Source organism: Halorubrum sp. 2020YC2 (genome assembly GCF_018623055.1).
Taxonomy (GTDB): domain Archaea; phylum Halobacteriota; class Halobacteria; order Halobacteriales; family Haloferacaceae; genus Halorubrum.
The window spans coordinates 991,001-1,004,967 of sequence record NZ_CP076019.1 but is presented as its reverse complement, the minus strand read 5'-3'; the positions used below and the strand labels follow the sequence as shown (position 1 = coordinate 1,004,967).

Below are 13,967 nucleotides of genomic sequence, written 5' to 3'. Positions count from 1 at the left end.
GCGGCTGGGGCTTCGACGGACGTCATTGCGAAGCGGTTAGTGATAATATGCTGTTGAAATCCTCTTCTTCAGAGATATTCTCTCTTGAAACAGCCGGTCGATGTGAACTGCGAATACACCGTCACAAATCATGTTTTGAGGGGTCACAAAGTGCGATGCGTGCCTCGTCGCCAGAGACGCTGAATATCACGACTTCCAACCCGTGTTCAGTAGCGATGTTGCGTATGCTTTCCGGGGCATTTTCCGGGTTGGCTTCCACAGTATCACCTATCGGTAGCGCGTCGAGAATCCGTATCCAAACTGGTTGGTTCTCGTGTTTCAATCCTCCCTCGCGTGGGATATTACCGGATACCCACTCACCGGACAATCCCGGCACGGCCGTATCGCCGCTATCGAACTCGAATCCAGAATAGCCCGCCTCTTTGAGGTCTTTTCTCACTCGCTCCCACTCGGTCATTAGTCGTCTAATTGAGCAATACCGACGTAAAAATGCCGCCCGTACTGAATGATACGTGCTTCACCTGTACTGAGCGAACCGAGGCGGTATATGTCACTCCTGATGATTTTAGCGAAGCTACACTATATAAACGCCCGACCACGAACTCGCCTTCCGGACCATACTCGACTCAGAACGTCAGGTGCGAACTCGACGACGGCCCGTCGTCGTCGCCGTCGTCGTCCGGCAGCCCCTCGTAGAGGTAGGTGAGGTCGTCGTCGGTGAGGAACACCGCGCCGTCGCGAACGTCGAGGTCAATCGAGCGCAGCGTCGTTCCCGCGGCCTCGCCGTTGTCGCAGGACCCCTCGCAGGCGTCGAAGGCCGAGCCGTGCTTCGGGCAGACGACGGAGCCGCCCCGCGTCACGGCGCCGACGCCCTCCCGGTGGAGCCGCTGGTCCTCGTGGGTACAGCGGTTGATCCACGCGCGGACGGGCTGGTCCCCATCGGATCCGTCCCCGTCGACTCTGCCGTCCGGCTCGTCCGCGCACGGCACGAGGAACACCTCGCGGTCCGCGTCGCCCTCGCGGGCGGTGAACGCCCACGACCCCCGCTCGCGAACCGTTTCGACGGTGGTGAGTCGGTACCCGCTCACGGCCTCAGTACTTCGCGTCGGCGCCGGTCGTCTCGTAGACGCGGTCCATGATGTCGTCGCGCTCGCGGGTCCAGTTCGCCATCGCGGCGGGGCTGGTCGGGTACTCGCCGTAGTGGTCGATCAGCTCGTCGGCCAGCGACTTCGTCTGGTAGAAGTTCCGGATCGTCCCCCAGTAGCCGAAGCTCTTGATCGCGGCCTTCACCTTCAGCCCGAAGGACATCGAGGTCGACCCCTCGTACAGCGCCTCCGCGAGCTTCTCGCCCGGCAGCGACGCGAGCAGGCCCATCAGGTCGTCGACGTCGACCGCGGTCGCGAGGACGTTGTACACGTCGAGCCCGGCGTAGCGCCCGCCGAAGTGGTCCATCACGCGGGTGTTGTACCGCCAGAGGTTCTCCTCGGTCACGTCGCCGTCCGAGATCGCCTTCACCGCCTGCTCGCCGGCGTACTTGCCCGCGTACGCGGCGCCGGCGATGCCGCCGCCCGTTGTCGGGTTCACGTGACCGGCGGCGTCCCCGACCGCCATGTACCCCGGCGCGACCGCCGAGTCGTAGGGTCGCCGCGTGGGGAGCGCGGCGCCGAGCTTGTCGCGCACCTCCGCGCCCTCGAACTCGGGGCGGTCCCGGAGGTCCCGCTTCAGCGACTCGATCAGCTGCATCGGCTCCTCGGTCATCTGGAACCCCAGCCCGGCGTTGATCTCGGTCGGCGTGCGCGGGAAGTACCAGAGGTAGCCCGCGGCGCGGTCGGTCGCTTTGAACACCAAGGCGTCGTCCCACTCGACCGGCTCCGGGACGTCGACGATCTCGCGGTACGCCGAGCAGAACTGCGAGTATCGGACGTTCGTGTCGAAGGTCGTCCCCTCGAAGTCCGCTTTGTCCTGAAGCAGCGAGAGCGACCCCGCGCCGTCGATCACGACGTCCGACGCGTACGTGACGGGGTCGCCCTTCCGCACCGCGCGCAGCCCCGTGACGCGGCCCGTCTCGTCCTGTACCACGTCGTTGATAACGGTGTCGTAGTGGAAGTCGACGCCCGCGTCCTCGGCGCCGGAGATGACCTGGCGGCCGTACTCCCAGCGGTCGATGACGGCGAGTTCGCCGGGGACCGGGATCTCCAAGACCGTGTCCTCCTGCGGAATCTCGAAGCGTCCGTGGTCGACGTCGGTGTTCGTGAACGCGGGTTCGAGCCGCCCTTTCGGAATCGCCTCGGGGAAGGCGTCCGCGCCCTTCAGCGCGTCGCCGCAGGCGATGTGGCCGGCCTCCTCCTCGTCTTTCCGCTCGACGATGACGACGTCGAGCCCCTCGTTCGCGATCGTCGCGGCGGCGTAGCAGCCGGCGGTTCCGGCGCCCGCCACGACGACGTCGTACTCGTCGATATCCATTATCGAAGCGTGTCGTGCGCCCGGCAAAACTCTTTGCTCCCGTTTCGGTCGGACTCGCGGCGACGGATTTCGCGTTGGGCCCCCGTCCGCCGATCCCCAGACCGGTGCCTAACTGTTCAGGCTCGTCGTTTAACCGGGTCGAGACGCCTTCGCGGGACATGGGCCAACTCGATCAGGTCGACGCCGACCGGCTCCGCGCGTGGCTCCCCGAGGTCCGCTCGGCGGAGGCGACCGCGGCGCTGATGGTCGCCGTCGCGTACGACCGGGGGATCGGCACGGCGGAGCTCGCCTCGTGGTACGACCGCTCCGAGGAGTGGGTCGGGGAGACGATAGACGCCCTCGACTCGCCGCGGTTCGTCTCGACGGTCGCCCGGCTCGAAGGGGTCGACGTCGAGGCGGTCGCCGCGGCGTCGAACCTCGCGCCCGAGACGGTCCGCGACTGGTTCGACGACCTCGACGGCGAGCCGGTCGCGGAGGCGGCGGACGTGGTCCGGCGGTACGCCGAGGGGTCCGTCGAGCCGGTGCGGACCGGGTCGCCGTCGACCGTCTACCACCTCGATCACGACGCCGTGACCGAGCGCGGCTGGTCGACCGACGACGACGACCTCTTCGCGAAGGCGGCCGACGCCGACCTCGACCTCCCGGAGTACGGGCGGTTCCTCGTCGAACCCGGCGAGTCGATCCTCGAAGCCGCGGAGCGCGGCGGTCGCTCGTGGCCGTACGCCTGTCGCGGCGGCGCCTGCTCGAACTGCGCCGTGGTCGTCGTCGACGGCGACGTGGCGATGCCCGGGCAGTCGGTCCTCTCCGACGAGCAGATCCGCGAGGCGAACGCCCGCCTCTCCTGCGTCGGCGTCCCGATCACCGACGAGGTCAAGATCGTGACCGGCGTCGGGGACGCGGACGACTTCGCGGACCTGCGGCTCCCGGCGCCGGCCGACGACGCCGGCGCGTCGGATTAACGCACACGCACGTCCGGCTGACGGGCCCGCGCGTCCGGCCGACCGCTCTCCCCGGCGGGGGTCCGACCCCGACCTACTCCTCCGTCTCGTAGTGCTCGCCCGCGGCCTCGGGGATCTGCGTCCGGCCGACTAAGGCGAGCACGACGATCACGACGACGTACGGGATCGTCTGGACCAGCGTGTCCGGAATCGCGTAGCCGAGCTGCTGGAGCCGGATCTGCATCGCGTCCAGCCCGGCGAAGAGGACGCCCGCGCCGAGCGTTCCGAGCGGATTGTAGTTGCCGAACAGGTACGCGACGATGGCGATGAACCCCTTGCCCTGAACCATCGTCTCGCCCGAGCCGACGAACTGCCCGATCGACAGCGCCAACGCCGAGCCGCCGACCCCGGAGAGGACGCCCGAAAGCAGGACGCCGGCGTACCGCACCTTCGAGACGGAGACGCCGACCGTGTCGAGCGCCTTCGGGTTCTCGCCGGCCGCCCGGAGGTGCTTCCCGAAGGCGGTCTGGTTCAGCAGCCACCACGAGACCGCGGTCGCGACGACCACGAGGGTCGCGGAGTACGTCCACCCGGCGTCCACGTTGAAGTTCGGCGTGTTGACGCCGCCGAAGAACACGGTCGACATGAACGGCGCGAGGCCCAAGGCGATGAGCCAGACCGCGAGCCCGGCGATGATCTGGTCCGCCTTGAACTCGATACAGACGACCGCGAACACCCCGGCCAGGAACGTCGACGCGGCGATGCCGGCGAGGAACGCGACCCCGATCGCCGGGACGCCGAGGACGGCGTTCCCGACCCCGACCACCGACACGGCGTAGATCGAGACGAACGCCGAGATGATCAGCAGTCCCTCCAGCCCGATGTTGATGACCCCCGATTTCTCCGCGAAGATGCCGCCCAGCCCGGCGAGCACGATGGGGGCGGCGAGCCGCGCGGTCGACTTCGCCGTGCTGGTCGAGAAGACGATACCGGCGAGGTCGCCCGCGACCGAGGCGGGGAACAGGAGCCCGACGACCCCGAGCAGCGCGACCGCGCCGAGGGCGCCGGCGACCAGTCGAAGGGAGTTACGCATCGGTCTCACCCCCGTCGCCGCCGGCGGTCTCGTCCGGCTCCGTCGACGCCGCGACGCCGCCGCCCCCGGAGACGCCGGCGTACCGGCCGATCATCCGGAAGAACTCCGGCATCGCGACGAACAGGATGATGAGCCCGCGCAGCACGGCGACGAGCTCCGTCGGGACGTCCGTCCGGAACCCGATCTCTAGGGCGCCGCCCTTCAGGACCCCGAAGAGGAACGCCGCCGGCAGCACGCCGATCGGGTTGTTCCCGGCCAGGATGGAGACGGTGATGCCGTCGAAGCCGAGGTCCGGGATCGAGGCCATCCACCGGCCCTCGGACATCAGCACCCACACTGCGCCGCCGACGCCGCCGAGCGCGCCCGAGAGCGTCATCGCGCGAACGGTCGTGAGCTTCGCGTTCACGCCCCCGTACTCGGCGGCCGCGGCCTGAACGCCGCTCGTCCGGAGGTCGTACCCGAGCGACGTGTGCTCGACGAAGTAGTAGAGCGCGCCGATGAAGACGGCCCCGAGGAGCAGCGCGAGCAGCGAGAAGTCGGTCGACGGCGGGAACAGCACCGACGGGAACTGCGCGTACTCCGGAACGTATCTGGTGGCGACCACCGAGGAGCCCTCGGCGCGGAACACCTCTAACACGAGCACGTACGCGACGTTCGCGGCGACGAAGTTGAGCATGATCGTCGTGATCACCTCGTTGGCGTCGGCGTACGCCTTGAGCGCGCCGGGGATGGCGCCCCATAGCCCGCCGCCGACGGCGCCGGCCGCGGTCCCGACGACTATCAGCACGAGCCCGGCGACGGGACCGGCGGGGAGCAGGGGCGCGAGCGCGAGCACGGTGAGCGCGGTCGCGAGCGCGCCGACGACGAGCTGGCCCTGCGTCCCGATGTTGAACAGGCCGGCGCGGAACGCGACGGCGACGGAGAGTCCGGTGAAGATCAGTAGCGTCGTCTCCGAGAGCGTTAGCCCGAACGAGAGGTTAAACGGCGTCCACCCGGGGTTCAACAGCCCGGGGTCGCCGGTCGCGAACGGGTAGCCGAGCGCGCCGTTGAACAGCACGACGTACACCTCGACCGGGTCGTAGCAGAACCCAAGTCCCGTGAACGGCAGCGTCCAGGCCGCGGTCGAACACTGGGCGATGCGGCCGGAGACGAGCACGAGCACGAAGCCGACGGCGATCGAGAGGAAGATGGCGGCGACGCTGATGAGGAGCCGCTCCGCGACGCTCCGGTCGACGAACGGCGCGACCACGCGGGCGAGGACGGAGTCGGAGCCGTCGGCGTCCGAGTCGCTCACGCGTCCACCCCCTCGTCGCCGCCGGTCGCTCCGTCGATCCCGTCATCCGCGCCGTCGACCGTGCCGTCGCCCGACGCGCCGCCCGACGCGTCGTCCGCGGCGTCGTGGAGCGCCGCCCCCTCGACCGAGTCGTCGTCGAGCGACTCGCCGGCCATCAGCAGCCCGATCTCCTCTTCGGTCACGGTCGCGGGGTCGACGACCCCGGTGAACTCGCCCTCGTGCATCACCGCGAGCCGGTCGGAGAGGCCCTGTACCTCGTCGAGCTTCGAGGAGACGAGGAGGACCGCCCTCCCCTCGGCGCGCAGGTCGAGCAGCCGGTCGTGGAGGAACTCCGTCGAGCCGATGTCGACGCCGCGGGTCGGGTGGGTCGCGACGACGAGGTCCGGGTCGCGCTCGAACTCGCGGCCGACGATGAACTTCTGCTGGTTGCCGCCGGAGAGCGACTCGGCCTCGGCGCCCGCGTCGGGCGGCCGCACGTCGTACTGCTCGATCACGGACTCGGCGTGGTCCTGAGCGGCGCCCCAGTCGAGGCGACCGCCGCGCGCGAACGGCGGGTCGTGTTGGCTCCCGAGGATGCCGTTCTCGGTGAGGTCGTACGACATCACCAGCCCGCGCTCCTGTCTGTCCTCCGGGATGTACGCCATCCCCCGGTCGATCCGGTCGCGGCGCGTCTTCCCCGCCATCGGCTCGCCGCGGTAGCGGACGTCCCCGGACGCCGCCTCGCGCAGCCCCGTGACGGCCTCGACGAGCTGCGACTGGCCGTTGCCGTCGACGCCCGCGACGCCGAGGATCTCGCCGGCGCGAAGCTCGAAGGAGAGGTCGGAGACCGCCTCGACGCCCCGGTCGTCCTCGACGCTGAGGCCGGTCACCTCCAGCACGCGGTCGCCCGCCTCCTGCGGCGTCGTCGCGGGGTCCATCAGCACCTCTCGGCCGACCATCATCTCCGCGAGCTCCTCGCGCGTCACGTCCGCGGACGCGACCGTGCCGACGTTGACGCCGTCGCGGAGGACGGTGATGTCGTCGGCCGCCGACAGCGCCTCGCCCAGCTTGTGCGAGATGAAGATGATCGTCTTCCCCTGTTCGGTCAGCTCCTCGAAGACGCCGTACAGCTCCTCGACCTCCTGCGGCGTCAACACCGCGGTCGGCTCGTCCATGATGAGCACGTCGGCGCCGCGGTACAGCGCCTTCAGGATCTCGACGCGCTGCTGTTCGCCCACCGAGATGTCCGCGATCGTCGCGTCCGGGTCGACGTCGAAGCCGTACCGCTCGCTCAGTTCGACGACGGCCTCGCGGGCGGCCTCCCTGTCGACCCGCAGGCCCCCCCACGTGGTCGGCTCGTTGCCCAAGACGACGTTCTCCCACACCGTCATCGGATCGACGAGCATGAAGTGCTGGTGGATCATGCCGACGCCGGCGTCGATGGCGTCGCGCGGCGAGTCGAACGACTTCGCCTCGCCGTCGAGGCGGACGGTCCCCTCGGTCGGCCGGTAGAGACCGTACAACACGTTCATCAGCGTGGTCTTGCCGGCCCCGTTCTCGCCCAGCAGGGCGTGGACGCTCCCGCGCTCCACCGCGAGATCGACGTCGTCGTTCGCGACGACCCCGGGGAATCGCTTCGTGATGCCGTCCAAGTGGACCGCCGGGTTCATTCACCCGTAACTCCGCACCGGAGCCTAAAAACGCGCGGATTTCGGCCCGACGGAGCCTGTACTGTCGCTCGTCTGACCGGATCGTCGGAGAAGTCGCGCCCGCGAGAGCGGTCCGGACGCCGCCGTCTCGCCCCGGCTACCGTTCCGCCGCCGCGCCGCTCAGTCGTCCGTCGTCTCCGGCACGTCGATGTTGCCGGCGATGATCTCGTCGCGCGCGTCCGCCACGGCGGTCGCGATATCGTCGGGCACCTGGCCGCCTATCTCCTGCCCGTAGACGCACTCGACCCCGTTGGACTCCAGTCCGAGCGCCGTCGTCGACCCGCCCTGGTGCTCGCCGTCGACGACGTTCGAGATGGACTCGTACACCGCGGTGTCGACGCGTTTCACCATCGACGCCAGGATGACGTCCGCGAACGAGTCGTTCGAGACCGACTGGTCCTGGTCGACGCCGAAGGCGAACCGACCCTCCTCCTGTGCGGCCCGGAAGACGCCGACGCCCGTCGCGCCCGAGGCGTGGTAGACCACGTCCGCGCCGCTCTGGTACATCGACAGGGCCGCCTCCTGGCCGCCCGTGGGGTCGGCGTAGCTGCCGACGTAGCTCGTGGTGACGTCGACGTCGTCGGACGCGTAGTCGACGCCGGCCTCGAAGCCGGCCTGGAACCGACGGATGACCGGGCTGTCGACGCCGCCGACGAAGCCGACGGTCGTCGAGTCCGGGTCGGTCTCGCCGGCCCCGGCGGAGAACTCCGTCTCGGACAGCCGCGCGGCGAGCACGCCCATCAGGAACGAGCCCTCGTGCTCGCGGAACAGGTAGTTCGCGACGTTCGGCTCGTCGACCGTGGTGTCGACGATCATGAAGTTCTGGTCGGGGTACTCGGGCGCGGTCTGGGCGAGCGCGTCGCCCTGGTTGAACCCGATGGTGGCGACCAGGTCGTACGCCGGGTCCGTCGAGCCGGCGTACTGCTGTTGGAACTGCTCGAACTCGCCGGCGCCGTCCGGCTCCGACTCGTCGTACGCGATGCCGAACTCCTCTTCGGCCTGGAAGATCCCCTGCTGGGCCGCGTCGTTGAACGAGTTGTCCCCGAGTCCGCCGTCGGAGTAGACGATGCCGACCCGCGCCGGCACGTCGCCGTCGCCCCCGTCGCCCCCGTCGCCGCTCGGGCCGCCGCTACAGCCCGCGAGGCCGACGAGGCCCGCTGCGCTTGCCGCCTTGATGAACCGCCGCCGATCGAAGTCGGATGCCATCTCGTCTGTACCCGCGTCGGAACGCGGCATAAATTCGTCGTTCCCGCGGCATCGAGGTGACACGTTCGTGAAAAGAAGCGGCCGTATTTCGGGGGGATCGGCGGCCGGTCGCGCCGTTTTGATCCACGACCCCGAATCCCTCACGGTTGTGAACGAGGCGCAACACGAGCCGCCGAGAGCGCCGGGGGGCGGACCGGCCGTCGGCCGCTCGGTCTCGCCCGACTCGCCGTCACCGCTTACGCGGCCGTCGTCCCCTACGCCGCCGCGACCGCGTCCTCGACGACGTCCTCGACCGCAGCGACGAGCCGGTCGACGTCGTCGCTCTCGGCGTACACCCGGACGTACGGCTCCGTGCCGGAGGGGCGGACCAGCGTCCACGAGGCGTCCTCGAACTCCAGCCGGACGCCGTGGTCGGTGTCGACCGCGGCCTCGGGGAACGCCTCGGGCAGCGCCGTCTCCAACCGCTCCATGACCGGCTCCTTCGCCTCGTCCGGACACTCGACGCTCACCTTGCGGTACGGGCGCTCGGTGACCGGCTCGCGGAGCGCGTCGAGTCCCTCGTCCGCGACGAGGCGGGCGATCACCGCCGCGGAGGTCACGCCGTCGATCCAGCCGCCGAAGGCGACGTGGATGTGCTTCCACGGCTCGGCCGCGAAGACGACCCGGGTGTCGTCGCCGCCTTCCTTCCCCGCCTCCGCGTCCGCCTCCCGGACCGCGGCGATGCCCTCGTGGAGCGCGCCGAGGCGTACGCGCTCGACGCGGCCGCCGGCGTCGCGGACGCGCTCGTCGATCCGACCTGAGGCGTTCGGCGTCGTCACGACGACGGGATCCCTCGCGTCGCTCTCGCGCGTGTACCGCTCCGCGAGCACCGCGAGCACCGTGTCCTCGTGGACGACCTCCCCGTCCGCGTCGACGACCACGATCCGGTCGGCGTCGCCGTCGTGCCCGATGGCGAACGCGAACCCCTCGGTCTCGCCCGCCTCGCCGCCGTCGCCCGCCTCGTCGCCGTCGCTCTCCTCGCCGCCGGCCGGTCGGCCCGGGTCCTCAATCCCCTCGTTCGCGTCCGCGACGAACGCGCGCAGGTCCGCGAGCGTCTCCGGCGTGGGCTTGCTCCCGCGGCCGGGGAAGTGGCCGTCGACGTTGCCGTTGAGCGTGACCACGTCGGCGCCCAGTTCGCGGAGGACGGTCGGCGTCGCGGGCGCGCTCATCCCGTTGCCGCAGTCGACGGCGATCCGGAGACCGTCGAGGTCGGCGCCGAACCCCGCGGCGTACTCGCGCACGGCGTCGAGGTAGCCGCCGAGCGGGTCGGTCCGGGTCGCCTCGGTCCACTCGTCCCACGGGGCGACCGACTCCTCGTCCGCGACCCGGGACTCGACGGCGCGCTCCGCGTCGCGGTCGAACTCGGTTCCGTCGCGGAACAGCTTGATCCCGTTGTCGGTCGGCGGGTTGTGCGAGGCGGTGAGCATCACGCCGTAGCGGCCGCGCGAGGCGTGCGCGAGCGCCGGCGTCGGGAGGCGGCCGGCGCGGCGCACCTCGACGCCGCCGGCGGAGAGCCCGGCCTCCATCGCGGCCGCGAGCGCCGGGCCGGTCACCCGGCCGTCGCGGGCGAGGACGACGGTCGGGGCAGTCTCCGTTCCTCCGTCTCGCGATCGGATCTCGGCGCCCACGGCTCGCCCGACGGCGAGCGCGAGCGCCGGCGTGACGCGGTCCTCGACGCCGCCGCGGATCCCGGCGGTTCCGAACAGGTCCATATCGGCCCCCTCGCCGCGCGGGAGTTAGTAGGCGTCGGTTGCGGGCGGAGGCCGGTCGCGGGCGGTCGGTTGCGGACGGGGCGTTTAAGCGGGTCGCGGGCGGTCGGTTGCGGACGGGGCGTTTAAGCGGGTCGCGGTCCCAGCCTCGGTCGATGACCGACCGCGTTCGCGCGCACGTGTTCGTCTCGGGCCGCGTTCAGGGCGTCTACTACCGGGCGACGACCCGCGACGCGGCCCGCGAGAAGGGCGTCGACGGCTGGGTGCGGAACCTCGACGACGGCCGGGTCGAGGCCGTCTTCGAGGGTCCAGAGGGCGACGTCCGCGACATGGTGGCGTGGTGCGAGACCGGCAGCGAGGCCGCCGAGGTCGACGACGTGGACGCCGAGTACGGCGCGCCGGAGGGCGAAAACGGGTTCGAAGTCCGGTGGTAGCTCGCCGTCCCGGCGGCGCGCCGCGGGCGGCGAGCGCGGCGGCGACTCAGTCGTCGTCCGCGGCCGTCGACTCCCCGGCGTCTACGGCGCCCTCGGCGCCCGGTCGCTCCCGCACGCCGAGTTCCTCCAGCGCGCGCAGGACGACTATCGCCTCCACCACGTCGCGCCCCTCGGTGTAGGGGTCGTCGACCGCGTCGAGGGTCGCCTCGGCCTCGGATTCGAGCCGCGCCTCCAGTTCCGTCTGGTCGGTCTCGGCCTTCGTCGCGGACAGCAGCGCCTCGTGGTCCTCGCGGAGGTCCAAGGAGACGTGTGCGGCGTTACACCGCGAGAGGGGATGCGCGTCCATCTCGACCGCGAGGTCGCTGACGAGCTCCCAGTCGTCGGCGCAGAACCGGAGCGTCACCGTGCCGACCACGTCGCGCCACGCGATGGGCCCGCCGTTCTCCATCAGCCGGAGCGCCCGCGGCGGCACCGCGATCCGGGTGTGAGTGTCGTCCCGGCCGCACAGACAGCAGGGGGTGTTCTTCAGTCCGGCGTACACGCACGTCCGTACGGGCCGGAGAATGGTGTGCGTTTCGGCGGCGAGAGGCCGTTCGACCGCGCCGAGGGCGCGTTCGACGAGTCGCGGTCGCACAAGACATATACACCGTCGGAGAATCGGGACGGGTAATGGCCCGCCCGTCCCCGGAACTCCTCGCGGCCCTCTGTCTGTTCGTCGTCGGAGTCGGTCTCGTCTTCGGCGGCGCCGCGGGCGCCACGGACTCAGGCCCGGTAACGTACGTGGTGGACGAGACGGACGGCGAGGTCCATCAATACGCGGACCTCTCCGAGTCGGCACGGGACGTCGTCGACGCGGGCGCCGAGGGCGGTGAGGTCGCCGTCGACGATCTCCCGTCCGCGTTCCGGTCGAGGACGTGGAACTTCGTCAGCGACGGCGGCGAACTGGCGTGCTTCCTCCCGACCGACGACGCCGACTCCGGGGGCGTCAGCGTCGCGTTCACCGACTGCGAGGGGTTCGCCTTCGAGTACGAGGAGCTCCCCGACCGGGGACAGCGCTTCTTCACGGTGGCAGCGGAGTCCGAAGGCAGCAGCGTCTCGATCACGAAACCGGTTCCCTCGGGGTTCGACGTGGCTCCGGGAGATACCGGGGTCGAGGTAGCGGAGGCCCCCGAGCGGGGAGGGCTGTACTACGTGTTCGAGAACGAACGCGTGTACGAGTTCAGGCTCTACGGGCCGGGCCCGCTCGGCGGGCTCCCCGGATTCATCCACGGCCTCTTCGTGATGGCCCTCGGTCTCGCCCTCATCGCCGGCAGCGCGTACGGCTATCGAATCTCGGCGGTTCACGCACCGGCGGCCGCTGCGGTCGGGGCGAGCGTGTACCTCGTGCCGCCGCTCGTGGACGCCGCTGGGCTGCTCAGGTGGTCGATACGGCTCGACGAGTACAGCCCGTGGGGGGTCCCGCTCGTGACCGCTCTCGCGGTGGGCGGGGTGGCGTACGTTCTCCCGGACCTGTACGCGTTGGCGCGACGATATGCCTGAAGGCGGTACGGCGGCCGCACGATACTGCGATACAACTTTTAAACCAATGAGCGAGTCTGCGCCACTCATTTATAAATGAGGCGGTGGCGCGTGCCTGCGAGGCCGCCCTGCGGCCGAGCAGCACGCGCGAGGGAGTCGGGCGGCCGGAGCGAAGCGGAGGCCGGCCGACGAGGCTGGGGAGGTGAGAGGCTGCGGTGCTGTGCTGGGCGGGGCGGGACTCAAAGGGGCAGCCGCGAGGACAGCGCAGACGACGTAAGCACCGCAGCGAGGGAGCGAAGCGAACGAGCGAGGAGCGCAACGAGTGTGCGCTGTCCTCGCGGCTGGGGCTTTGGAGGAGGTCTCCGGTGATCCGCCAGCAACGATTTAAAAGGGAGCGACTGGGGTTTTGGAAGTGTTCGCCGCCGATCCGCTGTCAGCTATTTATAAGTGAGCGACCGGGGCTTCAGAGGTGCCCAACGCAAATCCGCCAGCAACGAGTTATCAAAAGATAGCCACGAGGTAGAGGTTCACTTATAAACGACCAGCTATACTGATGGCCAGCTATTACGCGTCACATTCCGCGAGCCACTCGTGAGCCCAGTCGTCTATCTCCTCGAAGACGGGCGCGAGCGACTCGCCCTTGGCAGTTAAACTGTAGTACGTCGCCACCGGCGAGTCTTCTTCGAGCCGCCGGTCCACGAAGTCGGTCTCTTGGAGGTCGTCGAGCACGCGCGAGAGGGTGCGGGCGTTCGCGTCGGTCTCCCGTTTCAGCTCGTTGAAGCGCGCCTCGCCGTTCAACAGCTCGTGGAGGACGACCAGCCGCCACCGCGAGCCGATCTGTTCGAGCGAGTCGACGACCGGGCAGGGGGTCTCCGGCGTGGTCGCCGCGTCGACCGGTCCGCTCTCCGCCGTCGAGTCCGTCCCTTCCGCCGCGTCGACCGCTTCTGCCACTTCCGTCGCGTCAGTCGCCGTATCCGCCGCCTCAGCAGACTCCGCCGCCGAAAGGTCCTGTGATGACATCGGTGTTACCTACTAACCGTATTGTCCGGGAATCGATAAATAGGTTACGTCCGTATAGCAGGTTACACGATGTTAGCTGAACTCGCGACGCTACCGCTCCAGTTCGACACCCCCCTCGCGGGCGAACTCTTCCTGCTCGGCCGGATCGTCTTCGGCGCGACGCTCGCGTTCATGGGGCTCAACCACTTCACCGACCTCGAAACGATGGCCGGCTACGCCGAGTTCAAGGGCCTGCCGGCGCCGCAGTTCTCGGTGATCGCCTCCGGCGCTCTCCTCGTCCTCGGCGGCCTCGGCGTCGCGGCGGGCGCGTTCCCCGTCGTCTCCGCGGGTGCGCTCGCCGTCTTCCTGCTCGTCTCCGCCGTGACGATGCACGACTTCTGGTCAACGGACGACCCCGAGGAGAAGCAGAACGAGATGACGAGCTTCCTGAAGAACCTCTACGGCGCCGGCGCCGCGCTCGCGCTGCTCGCGGTCGGCGGCACGACGTGGCCGTACGCGGTCGGTATCGGCCTGTTCTGAGGCGACGCTGACGGGACCGCCCCCGGACCGCCGGAACGGCTAACCG

14 protein-coding genes are annotated in these 13,967 nt (G+C 69.7%); 4 read left to right on the top strand and 10 right to left on the bottom strand.

The genetic code is table 11. The features are described 5' to 3' along the window. Positions 1-121: 121 nt before the first annotated feature. The 3 genes from KI388_RS04935 to KI388_RS04925 all read right to left on the bottom strand — a co-directional run bounded on the left by KI388_RS04935 (position 122) and on the right by KI388_RS04925 (position 2,463). Positions 122-457: a hypothetical protein gene (locus KI388_RS04935; protein ID WP_215088258.1), complete on the bottom strand. Its 336-nt coding sequence runs from the start codon at positions 455-457 to the stop codon at positions 122-124. A 169-nt stretch (positions 458-626) separates the two neighbouring features. Then, positions 627-1,088, bottom strand: coding sequence for a Rieske 2Fe-2S domain-containing protein (locus tag KI388_RS04930; protein ID WP_215088257.1), 462 nt, complete (start codon positions 1,086-1,088; stop codon positions 627-629). 4 nt (positions 1,089-1,092) lie between these two features. Next, positions 1,093-2,463 (bottom strand): geranylgeranyl reductase family protein, encoded by a 1,371-nt coding sequence (locus KI388_RS04925; RefSeq protein WP_215088256.1) that lies wholly within the window; start codon positions 2,461-2,463, stop codon positions 1,093-1,095. 158 nt (positions 2,464-2,621) lie between these two features. On the opposite strand from KI388_RS04925, the gene fer reads away from it, so the two are divergent. Next, the gene (gene fer, locus KI388_RS15535) at positions 2,622-3,422 is read left to right on the top strand and encodes a ferredoxin Fer (protein ID WP_215088255.1); all 801 of its coding nucleotides are present in this window, start codon (positions 2,622-2,624) and stop codon (positions 3,420-3,422) included. A gap of 73 nt (positions 3,423-3,495) precedes the next feature. Here the strand turns inward: fer and KI388_RS04915 are convergent, their stop codons facing one another. From KI388_RS04915 to KI388_RS04895, 5 genes are all read right to left on the bottom strand, one after another. Further along, positions 3,496-4,494, bottom strand: coding sequence for an ABC transporter permease (locus KI388_RS04915; protein ID WP_215088254.1), 999 nt, complete (start codon positions 4,492-4,494; stop codon positions 3,496-3,498). After that, positions 4,487-5,788 (bottom strand): ABC transporter permease, encoded by a 1,302-nt coding sequence (locus tag KI388_RS04910; RefSeq protein ID WP_215088253.1) that lies wholly within the window; start codon positions 5,786-5,788, stop codon positions 4,487-4,489. The genes KI388_RS04915 and KI388_RS04910 overlap by 8 nt, the downstream gene beginning before the upstream one ends. Beyond that, positions 5,785-7,437: an ABC transporter ATP-binding protein gene (locus KI388_RS04905; protein ID WP_215088252.1), complete on the bottom strand. Its 1,653-nt coding sequence runs from the start codon at positions 7,435-7,437 to the stop codon at positions 5,785-5,787. The genes KI388_RS04910 and KI388_RS04905 overlap by 4 nt, the downstream gene beginning before the upstream one ends. Positions 7,438-7,596: 159 nt before the next feature. Then, entirely contained in the window at positions 7,597-8,682 is a 1,086-nt protein-coding gene (locus tag KI388_RS04900; RefSeq protein WP_215088251.1) for a BMP family ABC transporter substrate-binding protein, read from the bottom strand. A gap of 254 nt (positions 8,683-8,936) precedes the next feature. Continuing rightward, a complete protein-coding gene (locus KI388_RS04895) occupies positions 8,937-10,433 on the bottom strand; it encodes a phosphomannomutase (protein ID WP_215088250.1) in 1,497 nt (498 codons plus the stop codon). A 152-nt stretch (positions 10,434-10,585) separates the two neighbouring features. Between KI388_RS04895 and KI388_RS04890 the strand changes: the two genes are divergently transcribed. Beyond that, positions 10,586-10,864: an acylphosphatase gene (locus KI388_RS04890; protein ID WP_215088249.1), complete on the top strand. Its 279-nt coding sequence runs from the start codon at positions 10,586-10,588 to the stop codon at positions 10,862-10,864. 46 nt (positions 10,865-10,910) lie between these two features. Here the strand turns inward: KI388_RS04890 and KI388_RS04885 are convergent, their stop codons facing one another. Beyond that, positions 10,911-11,405, bottom strand: a complete 495-nt coding sequence (locus KI388_RS04885) for a hypothetical protein (protein ID WP_215088248.1) — start codon at positions 11,403-11,405, stop codon at positions 10,911-10,913. A 128-nt stretch (positions 11,406-11,533) separates the two neighbouring features. On the opposite strand from KI388_RS04885, the gene KI388_RS04880 reads away from it, so the two are divergent. After that, on the top strand, positions 11,534-12,403 hold the full coding sequence (locus tag KI388_RS04880) for a hypothetical protein (RefSeq protein WP_215088247.1): 870 nt from the start codon (positions 11,534-11,536) through the stop codon (positions 12,401-12,403). A gap of 543 nt (positions 12,404-12,946) precedes the next feature. Here the strand turns inward: KI388_RS04880 and KI388_RS04875 are convergent. Then, complete coding sequence (locus tag KI388_RS04875) at positions 12,947-13,402, bottom strand: helix-turn-helix domain-containing protein (protein ID WP_215088246.1); 456 nt, start codon at positions 13,400-13,402, stop codon at positions 12,947-12,949. A 69-nt stretch (positions 13,403-13,471) separates the two neighbouring features. Here KI388_RS04875 and KI388_RS04870 point away from each other — a divergent pair, with 69 nt between their 5' ends. After that, positions 13,472-13,921: a DoxX family protein gene (locus tag KI388_RS04870; RefSeq protein ID WP_215088245.1), complete on the top strand. Its 450-nt coding sequence runs from the start codon at positions 13,472-13,474 to the stop codon at positions 13,919-13,921. Positions 13,922-13,967: the final 46 nt, after the last annotated feature.